This window comes from Pseudomonas fluorescens (assembly GCF_902498195.1).
Taxonomy (GTDB): Bacteria; Pseudomonadota; Gammaproteobacteria; order Pseudomonadales; family Pseudomonadaceae; genus Aquipseudomonas; species Aquipseudomonas fluorescens_BU.
The window spans coordinates 241,862-256,984 of the sequence record NZ_CABVIY010000007.1; the positions used below are offsets into that span (position 1 = coordinate 241,862).

The 15,123-nt window shown below is 59.3% G+C and carries 18 protein-coding genes; 6 read left to right on the forward strand and 12 right to left on the reverse strand.

Going from position 1 to position 15,123, the window contains the following annotated elements; translation table 11 throughout:
• Positions 1–9: 9 nt before the first annotated feature.
• The 6 genes from F8N66_RS24875 to F8N66_RS24900 form a co-directional block, all read right to left on the reverse strand.
• Positions 10–663, reverse strand: coding sequence for an O-methyltransferase (locus F8N66_RS24875; protein ID WP_150772675.1), 654 nt, complete (start codon positions 661–663; stop codon positions 10–12).
• Between the two features lie 18 nt (positions 664–681).
• Positions 682–1,218 (reverse strand): C40 family peptidase, encoded by a 537-nt coding sequence (locus tag F8N66_RS24880; protein WP_150772676.1) that lies wholly within the window; start codon positions 1,216–1,218, stop codon positions 682–684.
• Positions 1,219–1,383: 165 nt separating this feature from the next.
• Positions 1,384–2,031, reverse strand: coding sequence for a C40 family peptidase (locus F8N66_RS24885; protein WP_150772677.1), 648 nt, complete (start codon positions 2,029–2,031; stop codon positions 1,384–1,386).
• A gap of 225 nt (positions 2,032–2,256) precedes the next feature.
• Positions 2,257–2,961, reverse strand: a complete 705-nt coding sequence (gene hda / locus F8N66_RS24890) for a DnaA regulatory inactivator Hda (RefSeq protein ID WP_150772678.1) — start codon at positions 2,959–2,961, stop codon at positions 2,257–2,259.
• Positions 2,962–3,159: 198 nt separating this feature from the next.
• Positions 3,160–4,233, reverse strand: coding sequence for an AI-2E family transporter (locus F8N66_RS24895; RefSeq protein WP_150772679.1), 1,074 nt, complete (start codon positions 4,231–4,233; stop codon positions 3,160–3,162).
• 36 nt (positions 4,234–4,269) lie between these two features.
• Positions 4,270–5,325, reverse strand: a complete 1,056-nt coding sequence (locus tag F8N66_RS24900; protein WP_150772680.1) for a DUF2066 domain-containing protein — start codon at positions 5,323–5,325, stop codon at positions 4,270–4,272.
• Between the two features lie 384 nt (positions 5,326–5,709).
• Here F8N66_RS24900 and purM point away from each other — a divergent pair, with 384 nt between their 5' ends.
• From purM to F8N66_RS24925, 5 genes are all read left to right on the forward strand, one after another.
• Positions 5,710–6,768: a phosphoribosylformylglycinamidine cyclo-ligase gene (purM, locus tag F8N66_RS24905; protein ID WP_150772681.1), complete on the forward strand. Its 1,059-nt coding sequence runs from the start codon at positions 5,710–5,712 to the stop codon at positions 6,766–6,768.
• On the forward strand, positions 6,768–7,418 hold the full coding sequence (gene purN / locus F8N66_RS24910; RefSeq protein ID WP_150772682.1) for a phosphoribosylglycinamide formyltransferase: 651 nt from the start codon (positions 6,768–6,770) through the stop codon (positions 7,416–7,418). The genes purM and purN overlap by 1 nt, the downstream gene beginning before the upstream one ends.
• An 8-nt stretch (positions 7,419–7,426) precedes the next feature.
• Positions 7,427–8,140 (forward strand): DUF3108 domain-containing protein, encoded by a 714-nt coding sequence (locus F8N66_RS24915; RefSeq protein WP_150772683.1) that lies wholly within the window; start codon positions 7,427–7,429, stop codon positions 8,138–8,140.
• A 149-nt stretch (positions 8,141–8,289) separates the two neighbouring features.
• Positions 8,290–8,706, forward strand: coding sequence for an OsmC family protein (locus tag F8N66_RS24920; protein ID WP_150772684.1), 417 nt, complete (start codon positions 8,290–8,292; stop codon positions 8,704–8,706).
• Positions 8,707–8,767: 61 nt separating this feature from the next.
• Positions 8,768–9,628, forward strand: a complete 861-nt coding sequence (locus F8N66_RS24925) for a pirin family protein (protein ID WP_150772685.1) — start codon at positions 8,768–8,770, stop codon at positions 9,626–9,628.
• Between the two features lie 133 nt (positions 9,629–9,761).
• Here the strand turns inward: F8N66_RS24925 and F8N66_RS24930 are convergent, their stop codons facing one another.
• From F8N66_RS24930 to F8N66_RS24945, 4 genes are all read right to left on the reverse strand, one after another.
• Entirely contained in the window at positions 9,762–10,490 is a 729-nt protein-coding gene (locus F8N66_RS24930) for a dienelactone hydrolase family protein (RefSeq protein ID WP_150772686.1), read from the reverse strand.
• Between the two features lie 66 nt (positions 10,491–10,556).
• Complete coding sequence (gene htpG, locus F8N66_RS24935) at positions 10,557–12,461, reverse strand: molecular chaperone HtpG (RefSeq protein WP_150772687.1); 1,905 nt, start codon at positions 12,459–12,461, stop codon at positions 10,557–10,559.
• An 81-nt stretch (positions 12,462–12,542) separates the two neighbouring features.
• Positions 12,543–12,995 carry a PaaI family thioesterase gene (locus F8N66_RS24940; protein ID WP_150772688.1) on the reverse strand — a complete coding sequence of 151 codons (453 nt, stop codon included), beginning with the start codon at positions 12,993–12,995 and terminating at the stop codon, positions 12,543–12,545.
• On the reverse strand, positions 12,992–13,468 hold the full coding sequence (locus F8N66_RS24945; protein ID WP_150772689.1) for a PaaI family thioesterase: 477 nt from the start codon (positions 13,466–13,468) through the stop codon (positions 12,992–12,994). The genes F8N66_RS24940 and F8N66_RS24945 overlap by 4 nt, the downstream gene beginning before the upstream one ends.
• Positions 13,469–13,627: 159 nt before the next feature.
• Here F8N66_RS24945 and F8N66_RS24950 point away from each other — a divergent pair, with 159 nt between their 5' ends.
• Positions 13,628–13,861, forward strand: coding sequence for a hypothetical protein (locus tag F8N66_RS24950; RefSeq protein WP_150772690.1), 234 nt, complete (start codon positions 13,628–13,630; stop codon positions 13,859–13,861).
• 78 nt (positions 13,862–13,939) lie between these two features.
• Here the strand turns inward: F8N66_RS24950 and F8N66_RS24955 are convergent, their stop codons facing one another.
• Both F8N66_RS24955 and F8N66_RS24960 read right to left on the reverse strand, forming a co-directional pair.
• On the reverse strand, positions 13,940–14,341 hold the full coding sequence (locus F8N66_RS24955) for an MAPEG family protein (protein WP_150772691.1): 402 nt from the start codon (positions 14,339–14,341) through the stop codon (positions 13,940–13,942).
• On the reverse strand, positions 14,341–15,078 hold the full coding sequence (locus F8N66_RS24960) for a DUF599 domain-containing protein (RefSeq protein WP_150772692.1): 738 nt from the start codon (positions 15,076–15,078) through the stop codon (positions 14,341–14,343). Before F8N66_RS24960 ends, F8N66_RS24955 begins: the two co-directional genes overlap by 1 nt.
• Positions 15,079–15,123 lie beyond the last annotated feature (45 nt).

Sequence of the window (15,123 nt, forward strand, 5' to 3'; positions counted from 1 at the left end):
CACAGGGGATCAGCGTTTGCGGCAAAGGGTTAATCCATCCCCCAACGGCAACAACGACAGATCCACCCGCGCATCATCTTTCAAGGCGCGATTGAGCGCCTGGATGGCGCGGGTGTCTTCACTCTCGGGATTGTCCTCAAGCACCCGCCCGCTCCACAGCGTGTTATCGAACACCGCCAGGCCGCCGGTGCGCAACAGTCGCAAGGCATGCTCCAGATAAGCTGGGTAGTTGGCCTTGTCGGCATCAATGAACATCAGATCGAATTGACCCGGCTGGTCCAGCTTGCCTAACGTTTCGAGTGCCGGAGCCAGGCGCAGATCAATACGCCCTGCCAGCCCCGCCTCCTGCCAGTAACGTCGTGCGGTGGCGTTGTAATCGCCGGCAATGTCACAGCAGATCAACGAACCCTCCTGCGGTAACGCCGCCGCCATGCACAGGGCGCTGTAACCGGTGAAGGTGCCGACTTCCAGCACGCGCCGGGCGCCCGTGAGCTTGACCAACAGTGCGAGAAACTGCCCCTGTTCCGGCGCCACCTGCCAGCGAGCCATGGGCAGGGCCTGGGTTTCATCGCGCAGGCGCTTGAGCAGCGGCGTTTCACGCAGGGACACGTCGAGCAGGTAGTGATAGAGCGAATCATCGAGATTGAGCGTGCGAGCGGTCATGACCACAGCCTCTGGCTGTTACGGATTGCGCGCCAGGTGCTCCGGTTGCAGGACGCGCTTGGCGCTCAGGTAGGCTTTTTGCCAATACGCCTTGGACAGGCTGTCGAGCTTGACCGTGCCACCGGTTGCAGGCGCATGGACGAAGCGGCCTTCACCGACATAAATACCGGCATGGCTGACCTGGGAACCGCCATTGGTCGCGAAGAAGATCAGGTCCCCGGTTTGCAGGCCTTCCTTGCCGACATTGGCCGCTTGCATGGTGATCATTTCGCGCGTGGTGCGCGGCAAGGAAATGCCGGTGACATCACGGTACACGTAGCCGATCAGCCCGCTGCAATCGAACCCTGAGTCCGGCGTGTTGCCGCCCCAGCGATACGGCGTGCCCACCAGGCCCAACGCACGGAACAGCACGTCTTCCGCTTCAGGCGAAAAGGCTTGGGAGGGACCGAACACGATGGGCGCGCGAACCACCGGCGCGGGCGGCGGTGTGCGACTGGCGCATGCACTGAGCAGCGCTGCGAGGAGCATGATTGCGAGGCGGGCCGACGTCGTCATAAGCAGAACATCCTGATCTGGCTGCGGCTTTTTTCTGCAGAGGACGCAGAAAAGAAAACCGCCTGCGCAGCACGCAGGCGGTTTGCCATCATTCATAGATCAGATTCTAGCGCTTATGCGGCAAACTTCAAGTAAGACTTTAAGTTCGCCTTACAAAATGTCCGCTTACTTGCGTGCCGTGATGATCGGGCTCGCGGAAGGCGCCATTGCGAGGGCGCGCTTGGCTTCAATGAAGGTCTTGCTCCAGTAGCTGTCACCCAGGCTATCGATCCGCACGCCACCGCTTTTACGGCTGCTGGAATGGATGAACTGGTTGTCACCCAGGTAGATCCCGGCGTGACTGACGCGACCGCGACGACCGTTGGTGGCGAAGAACAGCAGATCGCCCGGTTCGAGCTTGCTGCGCGAAACCAGCGGCGCGTCCACGTTGATCATTTCGCGGGTGGAGCGCGGCAGATTCATGCCCGCCTCTTCGCGGAACAGATAGCCGATGAAGCCACTGCAGTCGAAACCGGCTTCAGAGGTGCCGCCGAAACGGTAACGGGTACCGATCAGGGACATGCCGCGTTCGAGGATGCTGTCGGCCAGGACTGGAAGTTGATACGACTTGCCGTCGGCAAAGGCGGCCAATTCTTTTTCGGTGGCGACTTCTTCCTGGAAAAGAGAATCCTGATAACGAACGGAAGATTGGGCGCTGACCGAGTTTTGAACCTGCTGTTGTTGCGCCTGCTGCGACACCGGAGTGTGGGCAGCGCAACCGAACAACAGGGTAACGAGTGCGAGAGGCACGAGGGGTGCAAAGCGATTTAGCATGGGCACGACCGTGGCTGTTAGATTTAAAGAAGCCGCGACTATGCCCGCTATAAACCTCATTTGCAAATTCAATCGAACTTTTTGTGACTTCTCGGTTTCTTGTTTACATCTAAGCGCTTAAGCCCATTTTGATCGTTTGCGCAGCCTACAGCCTGTAGGAAAGCGCATTTTCTGGCGCCTGAAATATGCCAAAAAGGCTGTAAGCCCTGGAATTACGCGGCCTGGCTACCAGCCCAGCGTTTCTTTCAGGAAGGGAATGGTCAACTTGCGCTGAGCTTGAAGAGAGGCTTGATCGAGCCGCTCCAGCAGTTCGAACAATGCGCTCATGCTGCGGGTGCCGCGGGTCAGGATAAAGTGCCCGACTTCATCGGTCAGGTGCAGGCCGCGACGGGATGCGCGCAATTGCAGGGCACGCAACTTGTCTTCGTCGGAGAGCGGGCGCATCTGGAAGATCAATGCCAGGGTCAGGCGGGACTTGAGGTCCGCCAGCTTCACCGGCAGTTCGCGCGGGGACGTCGACGCGGCAATCAGCAGGCGCCGGCCGCTGTCGCGCAGGCGATTGAACAGATGGAAAAGCGCTTCTTCCCAGTCAGCCTTTCCTGCCACTGCCTGGAGATCGTCCAGGCATACCAGTTCGTACTGCTCCAGGTTGTCGAGAATTTCGACACCCCGATCCATCAGCTCGGCCAATGGCAGGTACACCGCCGGCTCACCCATCTGCTCGAAACGCAGGCATGCGGCCTGCAACAAGTGCGTACGCCCTACGCCGTGCTTGCCCCAAAGGTAAATCAGGCTTTCGGTCCAGCCGGCGTCGGCTTCGCACAGTCGCTCGACATAGCCGAGTGCAGCGGCATTGGCGCCTGGGTAGTAGTTGATAAAGGTGGCGTCGTCACGCAGACGCACACCTAGGGGCAGCTGAATCGGTTTCATGCTGACTGAACAGTTCCAAAGGAACCGTTAGTGGCCTCTGTGTAAAGTTTGCGAAGTTTATACCCGTGAAGCCGACCGCACAATGCGACACACCACAAGCAAAATCAAAGGTTTGCGTAAGCGCCCCGGTTTTATGACAGTTTCTTTGGCGGTAAGGGCATCAGCCCGGCATCCATCCGGGCCGCCCCCTGGGCCAAGCTACAACTCTGGCTCGTCCACGCCACTGTATATATCCGAATCCTTATACAAATCATGCACATGACGCACCAGCACCATGATCACCGCCGCCACCGGCAGCGCCAGCAGGATGCCGGTAAACCCGAATAGCTCACCACCGGCCAGGATCGCGAAGATCACCGCCACCGGGTGCAAACCGATGCGATCGCCGACCAGCAATGGCGTCAGCACCATGCCCTCCAGCGCTTGCCCGACCATGAACACCGCGACAATCCCGACCATGGGATACAGATCACCACCGAACTGGAACAGACCGGCAATCAACGCGGCGCCAATCCCGATGACAAACCCCATGTACGGCACAATCGCCGCCAGGCCGGCAATCAGCCCGATCAGCAGGCCCAACTCCAGCCCCACCAGCATCAGTCCCGCAGCGTAGATCACGCCCAGCGCCACCATCACCAACAGCTGGCCACGCACAAACGCCCCGAGTACTTCATGGCATTCACCGGCCAGCATCACCACGCGCTCTTCGCGATCCCGGGGCAGCAGGCTGCGAATCTTGGCCATCATCAGGTCCCAGTCCCGCAGCAAGTAGAAACTCACCACCGGTATCAGCACCAGATTCGCCAGCCAGCCAATCAGCGCCAGGCCGGATGCGGTGGCCTGACTGAGCACCACCCCGACAATGTCGGTGGTCTGCCCCATGTGCTCGCTGATGGCGGCCTTGAGTTTGTCGAACTTCCAGAAACCCTCCGACAGGCCGAACTTGGACTGCGCCCAGGGCAACGCGGTGTGCTGCAACCAATCGAGCATCTGTGGCGCCAGCTCATATAAACGAAACAACTGCTTGGCGAGCATCGGCACCAACACCAGCAGCAATGTGGTGAAGATCAGGGTGAACAAGGCGAACACCGCCACCACACCCAGGGTGCGTGACAGCCCGGCCTTCTCCAGGCGATCGACCAAGGGGTCGAACAGATAAGCCAACAGCAACGCCACCAGGAACGGCGTCAGAATCGGATGCAACAGCCAGACAAACGCGCAGAGCAGGATCACTCCACCCAACCAGAACCAACGCCGCGTATCGGCCATGAACCACTCCATTGCTTCTATATAAAGAAAGAAAATCTACCAGCGGAAACGTAGCTGCGGTGTCGGGGCCGGGGCCGCTGCCACGGCCGGTGCCGAAGCGCCGTCGGCGGCAGCAGGAACAGGCGCTACAGGGGCAGCGCCCGCTGCAACTTCCTGCAACTTCGCCAGCGACAACTGCGCCCGCAACTGATCGGTGCTGCCATTGACCCGATAAAGAATCCGGTCGCCATCGACACTTTGCGGACGGCCGTTGAACGGTTCCAGCAAACGCCCAAGGGTCGCATAACGCTCAAGGTTCATGCCCTGCACTTCCAGCAACTGAGGCGTCGACGCCCCGGGTTTGGCGACGAACCGCGGCGCCAGGCGCTCATTGACCGCCAGCATGACCGCGTCTGCCAGTGCCGCTTGATCGGCACCCTGGGCGCTGCCCGCCTCTTTCTGATCCCCCAGCCACAAATGCCACTTGGCTTGCCACTGCCCCCCCTCTTCACGGGCATGCACCGCCAGCAAGGCGTCGGCATTGTAACGTTCCGATGCGTTGCGCAGGGGCGTGGGATCCGCGCTTTCCAGATTCGGTGCAGTACCGACGATCTGTTCGTTCAGATCCGCCAACGGCAAGCGCAACGGCAAGCCACGATGTTGCGCCGCACGCCGCAGCGGCACCGCACCGGGCTGGCCATCTCCCACAAGGCTCGAACCATCGGCGTAGTCGTTCAACCACCAACCCAGGATTGAAGGCCGATTGGCACTCCACATGGCCAGCCCGGCCCGACGTAACGCCTGTGCGGTGGTGCCCGGATCGAAATCGACTTTCAGTACTTCCGGGGGCCCCGCCTCAAAGCCGTACTGACTGATAATTTGCTGCGGGTCTTTTCGGATCGCCTCCAGCCCCGGGCTTTGCGCCGCCTTGGGATCGCCGGTCAGACGCAAGACCAGCGTGTCGAGGGCGCGCAGGGTCGCCTGATCGCGCTCTTGCGGCGATTGGCCGCTCACCGGTTCGCGCACCTGGTAAAGGCCTTTGACCGTTTCGGCATGACCGGTCAGGCTGAACAGTGACAAACAGCCCACAAACAAGAATTTACAAAAACGCATGGAAGATTCCTGACGACAAGAGCGGCTGGAACAGACCGCATGAAGACGTTCGAGCAAGACTGTGACCCTTGCCCGGCGCAAAACATTCACACGTCCTGGGTTAAGTTTTCGCACTGTCCTAACGATAGACGCTTAATGGCGATACCTTGCGCAGGCCTGAAGGATGCCACCCACGTGCAGTTATTACGGTTTTTTTAAGTCGATATGCCCCTGCCGTCGGCCTGAGGATGGCCGCTGCCCTTCAAGCCTGATAAAATCGCGCGCCTTCGCAGACCGGCAACAGCCTGGCCCTTCGAAATTCGCGTGAGGCAATCGCCCTCGTCGATTTCGGCGGCCCCGCTGAACTCGGTCGTTACCCCTGAATCCCCCCTAAAGGCCTGGATCATGAGCAAGCAACCCTCCCTGAGCTACAAGGACGCCGGTGTAGACATCGACGCCGGTGAAGCATTGGTCGAACGCATCAAGAGCGTCGCCAAGCGCACTGCGCGCCCGGAAGTCATGGGCGGCCTGGGCGGTTTCGGCGCCCTCTGCGAAATCCCGGCCGGCTACAAGCAGCCCGTGCTGGTTTCCGGTACTGACGGCGTCGGCACCAAGCTGCGCCTGGCCCTGAACCTGAACAAGCACGACAGCATCGGCATCGACCTGGTTGCCATGTGCGTCAACGACCTGGTGGTGTGCGGCGCCGAGCCGCTGTTCTTCCTCGACTACTACGCCACCGGCAAACTGAACGTCGAAACCGCGACCCAGGTCGTGACCGGCATCGGCGCAGGCTGCGAGCTGTCCGGCTGCTCCCTGGTCGGCGGCGAAACCGCTGAAATGCCTGGCATGTACGAAGGCGAAGACTACGACCTGGCCGGCTTCTGCGTCGGTGTCGTAGAAAAAGCCGAAATCATCGACGGCTCCAAAGTCGCAACCGGCGATGCCCTGCTCGCCCTGCCGTCTTCCGGCCCGCACTCCAACGGTTACTCGCTGATCCGCAAGATCATTGAAGTCTCCGGTGCCGACATCGAAAACACCCAGCTCGACGGCAAGCCGCTGACCGACCTGCTGATGGCCCCGACCCGCATCTACGTGAAGCCGCTGCTCAAGCTGATCAAGGAAACCGGCGCCGTCAAGGCCATGGCCCACATCACCGGTGGCGGCCTGCTGGACAACATCCCGCGCGTATTGCCAAAAGGCGCACAAGCCGTGGTTGACGTGGCGAGCTGGACCCGCCCGGCGGTGTTCGACTGGCTGCAAGAGAAAGGCAACGTCGACGAGAACGAAATGCACCGCGTGCTGAACTGCGGCGTAGGCATGGTCATCTGCGTGGCTCAGGAGCACGTTGAAACCGCCCTGAACGTTCTGCGCGAAGCTGGCGAGCAGCCTTGGGTCATCGGTCAGATCTCCACCGCTGCCGAAGGCGCGGCCCAGGTCGAACTGAAGAACCTCAAGGCTCATTGATGTCCCAGACCTGTGATGTGGTGGTGCTGTTGTCCGGCACCGGCAGTAACTTGCAGGCCTTGATCGACAGCACGCGGACCGGCGACAGCCCGGTCCGCATCGCTGCGGTGATTTCCAACCGCGCCGACGCCTTCGGCCTGCAACGCGCCAGGGACGCGGGTATCGACACCCGCACCCTGGATCACAAGGCATTCGATGGCCGCGAGGCCTTCGACGCCGCGCTGATCGAACTGATCGACGCCTTCAACCCCAAACTCGTGGTACTGGCCGGTTTCATGCGCATTCTCAGCGCTGACTTCGTGCGTCATTACCAGGGCCGCCTGCTCAACATCCATCCCTCGCTGCTGCCCAAATACAAAGGGTTACACACTCATCAGCGCGCGCTGGAGGCCGGCGACGCGGAACACGGCTGCTCCGTGCACTTCGTCACCGAGGAACTCGATGGCGGACCACTGGTCGTACAGGCAGTAATACCGGTAGAGTTGCACGACTCGCCGCAGAGTCTGGCGCAGCGGGTTCACGTTCAAGAGCACCTGATCTACCCGATGGCCGTCCGCTGGTTTGCCGAAGGCCGGCTATCGCTAGGCGAGCAAGGTGCTTTACTGGATGGACAGTTACTCGCGGCCAGCGGCCACTTGATTCGAACCTAGGAGATTTTATGCGTCGCGCCTTGCTCTTCGCTTGCGCTCTGCTCGCCTTGCCCTTTGCGCAGGCTGCAGACCTTCAACCTTTCTCCGCCAGCTACACCGCCGACTGGAAACAGTTGCCCATGAGCGGCACCGCCGAGCGCAGCCTGACCAAGGAAGCCAACGGTGTCTGGAAGCTCAGCTTCAAGGCTTCGATGATGATCGCCAGCCTGTCCGAAGAAAGCACCCTGACCGTCGACAAGGACACGCTGCTGCCTCAGTCCTATCACTTCGAACGAGGTGGCCTGGGCAAAGCCAAAAAGGCCGACCTGGACTTCGACTGGGCCGCCAAGAAGGTCACCGGCACCGACCGTGGCGACGCGGTCAACATCCCGCTCAATCGCGGCATGGTCGACAAATCCACCTACCAGCTTGCGCTTCAGCATGACGTCGCCGCCGGCAAGAAAAGCATGAGCTATCAGGTGGTCGATGATGGCGAAGTCGATACCTATGACTTCCGCGTGCTGGGGTCGGAAAAAGTCGACACCAAGGCTGGCCAGATCGAAGCGATCAAGGTCGAGCGCGTTCGCGACCCGACACAAAGCAAACGCATTACCGTGCTGTGGTTCGCCAAGGACTGGGACTACCTGCTGGTCCGCCTGCAACAGGTCGAAACCGACGGCAAGGAGTACAACATCATGCTCCTTGACGGCAAGGTCAACGGCAAGACTGTCAAAGGCAGCTGATCCGCCAGTACACGAAAACGCCCCGCCCATGCGGGGCTTTTTTTCGCCTGTCATTCCGCCAAAAAGTGGAACGCGCCACAGGGGGAATGCTCTATAACTGCGAGGTCTTTTTTGATCAAATGACGTTTCCCACTGCCAGCGAGGCTCCCATGACCGTTACCGTCAATACCGTTTCCGCCGAAGGTTTTCGTCACAGCGTGCAGATCGATGATCACGAACTCTTCGCCGATGTGCCTGTATCCGCGGGCGGCGAAGGCTCCGCACCGGAACCTCACGATTACTTTGACGCCGCACTGGGCGCCTGCAAAGCCCTGACCCTGAAACTGTATGCCAGGAAGAAAAACATCCCGTTGACCGGTGTCGGCGTGGAGGTCAAGCGCGATAACAGTGAAGAGCAGAAAGGTAAATACGCGCTCCACGTCAAACTGACGCTCAAAGGCGTGCTTACCGACGCCCAGCGTGACGAACTGCACCGCGTGGCTGACCGCTGCCCCATTCACAAGCTGATGACCACCAGCGAAGTCAGCATCGAAACCCATCTCAGCGAAGGTGCGTTCAGCCAATAGCGGCAACGGTTGCGCAAGCGGGTTATGCTCCACGCGTCACCCGCTCAGCCTGGAACGCACCATGAACACGCCACTCGTGATCCGCCCCCGCGCCGAAGATGTCGAAGGGCAGCCGATTCTTCGCCCGTTGCCATCCGCTAAATGCCGCAATGTCGGGCCCTTCGTATTTTTCGACCACATGCTGCAAACCCGCTACGCCGCGGGAGAAGGCATGAATATTCGCCAGCATCCGCACATTGGCCTGTCGACGCTCACCTACCTTTTTGAAGGCCAGCTCCAGCACAAGGACAGCCTCGGCTCCGATCAGGTAGTCAACGCCGGGGATGTCAGCTGGATGACCGCCGGCAGCGCCATCGCCCACGTCGAGCGCACGCCCCAAGCCCTGAAAGAAAGCGGCTTCACGATGCACGGCTTGCAGATCTGGCTGGCCTCGCCCAAGGACCGTGAGCACGGTCCGGGCCATTACAGCCACCACCCTGCGTCGACACTGCCGGTCAGCGAAAACCTGGGCGTGAAGATCCGCATGATTGCAGGGTCAGGGTTTTGCCTGGAATCACCGGTTCCGGTGCTTTCTCCTACGCTGTATGCCGAACTGCACCTGCAAACGGCGACGACGTTGCTGATCCCTACCGAGCATGAAGAACGCGCGCTGTATGTGTTGAGCGGAGAAGTGCAACTGGATGGCGAACCGATTGAACCGTATTCGCTGGTGGTGCTGCCCGTCGGTGCAGAGATGACGTTGTTCGCCGAGAGCGATTGTCACGCAGTGCTGTTTGGCGGCGCGCCGCTGGACGGTCCGCGTCGGATCAACTGGAATTTTGTGGCGAGCGATCCGGCATTGATCGATGAAGCGCGCCGACGCTGGGCGGCCGGGGATTGGCCGACGGTGCCGGGGGAAGTTGAGCGGATCGAGCTGCCTTAAATTTTTCTTTGCCAGTAACACCGCCTTCGCGAGCAAGCCCGCTCCCACAAGGATCACCGCAAACCTGTGGGAGCGGGCTTGCTCGCGAAGAGGCCGGTAAACTCACCGACGGATTCAGGATCGAAAAAAGCAATCAGCCCCTGAACACTTCATCCAGCAGATTGTGCATCGAGGTGAATGCCCGGGCGGCAATCTTCGCGTCGTACATCATCATCCCCGGCACCTTGGCATGCGGGTCGGTGAACGAATGGAAAGCCCCGCCGTAGCTCAGCAGTTGCCAATCCACACCGGCGGCATTCATTTCATCTTCGAAGGCCGGCAATTGCTCTTTCGGCACCAACGGGTCGGAAGCGCCGTGCAACACCAGTACCGAGCCCTTGATGTTCTTCGCGTCATTGACGTCCGGGGTATCGAGCGTGCCGTGGAACGAAACCGCCGCTTTCACCGGCGCACCGGTCCGGGCAAACTCCAGCGCGCAGCATCCGCCGAAGCAGAAACCGAAAGTCGCCAGTTTGGAAGTATCGACCGCCGCCTCGCCCTGCTGTTGCAATTGCTCGAACGCCACCTGCATGCGTTTGCGCAGCAAGCCTCGGTCATTCTTCAGCGGCATCATTGCCGCGCCCGCCTCGTCGTTGTTCTGCGGACGCACCGATTGGCCATAGATATCCGCGATCAGCACCACGTAGCCCTTGGCTGCCACCGACTTGGCAATGTCCTCGGCACCGGCGCCGACGCCCATCCAGTTCGGCGCCATCAACAGGCCCGGGCGCGCACCTTTATGCTCGGCGTCGAAAGCCAGGCGGCTTTCGTACGGCTGGCCATCAATCTGGTAGGCAACGGAACGTACAGTGATTTGGCTCATTTCTGACTCCTGATTTTAAACACCAGAATGAAAAAACCCGCCGAAGCGGGTTTTTCTACAACGCGGTTAAACCGACAGTTCAACCAACAGCTTGTTCAGCCGACGCACGTAGGCCGCCGGGTCTTTCAAACTGTCGCCGGCCGCCAGGGCCGCCTGATCGAAGAGGATGTGCGACAGGTCGCCGAAACGCTCGTCGCTCTGCTCGTTGTCGAGCTTCTCGATCAGCGGGTGAGCCGGGTTGAATTCGAAGATCGGCTTCGAATCCGGAACCTTCTGGCCGCTGGCTTCAAGGATCTGACGCATTTGCAGGCCCAGGTCCTGCTCGCCGATCGCCAGGATCGCCGGCGAATCGGTCAGGCGATGGGAAACCCGGACTTCAGCCACGGATTCGCCCAGTGCAGCCTTCAGGCGCTCGACCAGACCTTCCTTGGACTTGGCGACTTCTTCCGCGGCTTTCTTGTCCTCTTCCGAGTCCAGGTTGCCCAGGTCCAGGTCACCGCGCGCCACGTCGACGAAGCTCTTGCCGTCGAAGTCGCTGAGGTAGCTCATCAGCCACTCGTCGATACGATCGGTCAGCAGCAGCACTTCGATGCCTTTCTTGCGGAAGACTTCCAGGTGCGGGCTGTTTTTGACTTGCGCGTAGGTTTCGCCGGTCAGGTAGTAAATCTTGTCCTGACCTTCCTTGGCGCGAGCCAGGTAATCGGCCAGGCCGACAACCTGCTCACCTTCATCACCGTTGGTCGATGCGAAGCGCAGCAGGCCAGCGATTTTTTCCTTGTTGGCGAAGTCTTCTGCCGGGCCTTCTTTCATGACCTGGCCGAAATTCTTCCAGAAGCCCTTGTATTGCTCAGGCTCGTTTTTCGCCAGTTTCTCCAGCATGTCCAGGACGCGCTTGGTCAGCGCCGACTTCATGGAGTCGATGATCGGGTCTTTCTGCAGGATTTCCCGCGACACGTTCAGCGACAGGTCGTTGGAGTCGACCACGCCCTTGATGAAGCGCAGGTACAACGGCAGGAACGACTCGGCCTGGTCCATCACGAACACGCGCTGCACGTACAGCTTCAGGCCTTTCGGCGCTTCACGCTGGTACAGGTCGAACGGCGCACGGGCCGGCACGTAGAGCAGCGAGCTGTATTCCAGCTTGCCTTCGACCTTGTTGTGGCTCCAGCTCAGCGGGTTTTCGAAGTCGTGGGCGATGTGCTTGTAGAACTCCTGGTATTCCTCGTCCTTCACTTCAGTGCGAGGGCGGGTCCACAGGGCGCTGGCGCGGTTGACGGTTTCCCATTCAACGGCTGTTTTTTCCTCGCCTTCGACGGCTGCCGCTTCTTTCGGCAATTCGATCGGCAAGGCGATGTGGTCGGAATACTTCTTGATGATGTTGCGCAGGCGCCAGCCGTCGGCGAACTCGTCTTCACCGGATTTCAGGTGCAGCACGATGCGGGTGCCGCGCTCGTCCTTGTCGATGGTAGCGACTTCAAACTCGCCCTCACCCCTGGACGACCAGTGCACGCCTTCGCTGGCCGGGCTGCCGGCACGACGGCTGAACACGTCGACTTTGTCGGCGACGATGAATGCGGAGTAAAAACCGACGCCGAACTGACCAATCAGGTGCGAGTCTTTCTTCTGATCGCCCGACAGGTTTTTCATGAAGTCGGCGGTGCCGGACTTGGCGATGGTCCCCAGGTGGGTGATCACATCTTCACGGCTCATGCCGATGCCGTTGTCTTCGAGCGTGACGGTCTTGGCGTCCTTGTCGAAGCTCACACGGATTTTCAGTTCGGCGCCGCCTTCCAGCAATTCTGGCTTGGACAGCGCTTCGAAACGTAGTTTGTCTACAGCGTCAGAGGCGTTCGAGATCAGTTCGCGAAGGAAAATTTCCTTGTTGGAATACAGCGAATGGATCATGAGGTGCAGCAGCTGCTTTACCTCGGTCTGGAAGCCCAGGGTTTCCTTTTGAGTTTCCACACTCATGGTCATCAAACTCCAATCAGATGGCATAAGCCGCGACCAAGAGGGTCTGCGGCGGGTTGTCATCAGAGTTGGGGGCTCCGTTCAGGATTTCAAGGGCTCCTCCAGTTTGAAATGCGCCCGGGCCGTGGCAATGGGCTCGCCTTCGGTGCTTTGCCACGCCGTGATCGCTACGTTCGCCACACGGCGTCCCTGGCGGCACACCTGGCATCGGGCCCAGGTATCGCGGAACTGGCCGGCACGCAGGTAATCGAGGGAAAAGTCGATGATCTTCGGCACGCCCGGAGAGCCGGTAGCCACCAGCAGGTGCAGCGCGGCAGACAGCTCCATGAAACCGGCAATCACGCCGCCATGGATAGCGGGCAACAAGGGATTGCCAATGTTGTCCTTGTTCGCTGGCAGACGAAACAGCAATTCATCCCCCACCCGCGAGCACTCGACGCCGATCAGCATGGCGTAGGGAATCAGTTGTAGCAGCGAACTGTAGTCACCCTGCTCATGGGCCTGCCTGAGTTGTTCCTGAAACGTGTCAGTCATTTCGCACCTCCGGCGATCGCACCACCAAAGCCCTTGGTGCCTTTGATGCCCTTGCCCATGCGCATGAAGGTACCCACGACATGGGCAATGGGCTGTTCGGGATCGTCCTGGTAGGCAAAGCCGCGGGCAAAGATTACGTCGGTGGTCACCCGGTAGCATTGGGCGAAACCGTAGACATCCTTGTGCGGCTCGGCGGCGTGCATGTAGTCGATGCGCAGGTCGAGGGTCGGGCAGACTTCGAATTCCGGCAGCACGCAGAGCGTGGACATGCCACAGGCGGTGTCCATCAGCGTGGTCAGTGCGCCACCATGAATCACACCGGTTTGCGGGTTGCCAACGATCTGCGGGCTATAAGGCAGCACCACCGTCAGCCCTTCACTGCTGGCAGTGTGAACTCGCAAACCAAGGACCTGACAATGTCGCAGCGCAGATAAAAAACGTATTGCACGCTCAAAAACGGGGTTCTCGGCCATTTGATAACAACTCTTATTAAACATTCTTAAAGTGCAGTAGCGGTCCAGGTAAAAGTTCCGTGTTAGAACAAACTTATATATCTGAACGATTTGAGGAACTTAACCTGCAGGGGCGTGCTCGAAAGGCCAGTAGATATTTTCCATAAGGAGAAACACCCCATGCGTAAGACTTTAGCTATTGCCTTGATGTTGACCGCTTCCCTCGGTCTCGCTGCCTGCGATAAAAAATCCGAGGACAAAGCTCAAGAAGCTAACAAACATGCTGAGCAAGCTCAGCAAGATATGAGCAAAGCTCAGGATAAAGTGAACGACGCAGCGAAAGAAAACGCCGAAGCTGCCAAAGCTCAGGCTGAATCGAACGAAGCAGCTGCAAAAGAAGCACCTAAAAACTGAAACAGTTTTTAGCGTGATAAAGAAAGCCCGCCAAGTGCGGGTTTTCTTTTGTCTGTCATTTGATTTGTTTCGTCAGCATTAGAGCAAAATTGTGCGAAAAGTCGGACTAATCATCAGCAACAACGAACAGACCAATCCCACCAGCCAAACCAGACTGCGCTGCCAGGCCAGATCTTTCCAGTAACACACCAAATAGATCAATCGTGAGATCACGAAGATGATCGCCAGCAAGTCGATGAGCCATCCCGCCGTCTGCGTGGTATGCGCCATCAACACGCCCACGGCAAACAAGATGAACGCTTCAAAACTATTCTGATGTGCCGCCACCATACGGGCGCCAAAACCCGTGAGTTGTGACTGCTGTTGGCGCGGCAGATGATTATTGTAACCACCCTGCTCTTTCATGGCCGTGGTCACGGGCATGCGCGCCACGTAAATCAGCACGGCACTGATCAACACACACCAGAACGGAATACTCATCAAGCGACCTCTTTATTCACCTCGGGCAATGGCGCCTCTGTAGGGGTATAGACCATCACGTCGAGAACGTCGGAGTGGAACTCGCGCCGATACAGGACGAACACCACGCCCGCACTCATCAACATGAACAACCACGGGCTGACGAACCAGGCCAGCATGGTCATGCCGAAGTAATAGGAACGCAGGCCGAAGTTGAACTGGTTGGCGGCCATCGAGATGACACGCGCCGCCCGGGCGGCAAAAGCCTTGCGCTCCTGTTCAGACACATGGCGCTCACCGACCATGGGCGCCGAGCCCACCAGAATGGCGGCAAAGTTGTACTGACGCATGCACCAGCTGAAGGTAAAGAACGCATAGACGAACACCAGCGCCAGGCACAGCAACTTGATCTCCGACATCCCCTGGGAAGCCTGTTGCACCATTGGAATGTCCGCCAGCAGCGACACCGCCCTTTCGGACGCCCCGAGCACCGTGAGAATACCGGCCAGGATAATCAGCGTGCTGGAGGCGAAGAACGACGCGTTGCGCTCCAGGTTGCCGATCACGCTGGCGTCGGCGATGCGGTTGTCGCGCAGCAGCATGCGGCGCATCCAGTCTTCTCGGTAAAGATGCAGAACACTGGCCAGACACGCGGTGTCACGGCCCTTCCATGTCGCATAGCGGGTGTAACCGCCCCAGCAGACGACGAACCAGATGGCGGCAAGGATGTGGATCAGGTTGGCTTGGATGAACGACATGCAGGTCCTTGTGATGTGTTTGCGATGTACAAAGATCCTGTGGGA